The sequence below is a fragment of the Bacillus sp. JJ1127 genome, assembly GCF_036965845.1.
Lineage (GTDB): Bacteria > Bacillota > Bacilli > Bacillales > Bacillaceae_G > Bacillus_A.
The window spans coordinates 1-365 of sequence record NZ_JBALQK010000266.1 but is presented as its reverse complement, the minus strand read 5'-3'; positions in this window follow the sequence as shown (position 1 = coordinate 365).

The window sequence follows — 365 nt, the reverse complement described above, 5'->3', positions numbered from 1 at the left end:
AGAGTCATAAGAGTCATAAAAGCCATAAAAGCCATAAATGCCGTAAAACTTGTAAATCCAAAAAGAGATTTCATATCCCCACGTTCAAAAAACAAAGCCGCTGTTTTCCTAACCATCCCTTTTGGAACTAGTTCTCATCGCAATAAATAAGTCGGTAAAACTTAAATATATATAATGGAATTTAACTCTTAGATTAAAAAGATGATGTCCAGAAAGTAGATGAATAACTACTTTTTGGACATCTTTTTTGTAAAAACAATACACAAAAAAGAAAACACTCCTTGATATACTGGAATTATCAAGAAGCATTTTCTAATGAGTAATCATACAGATATTATTAGTCTACTATCTTTACTGTTCATATT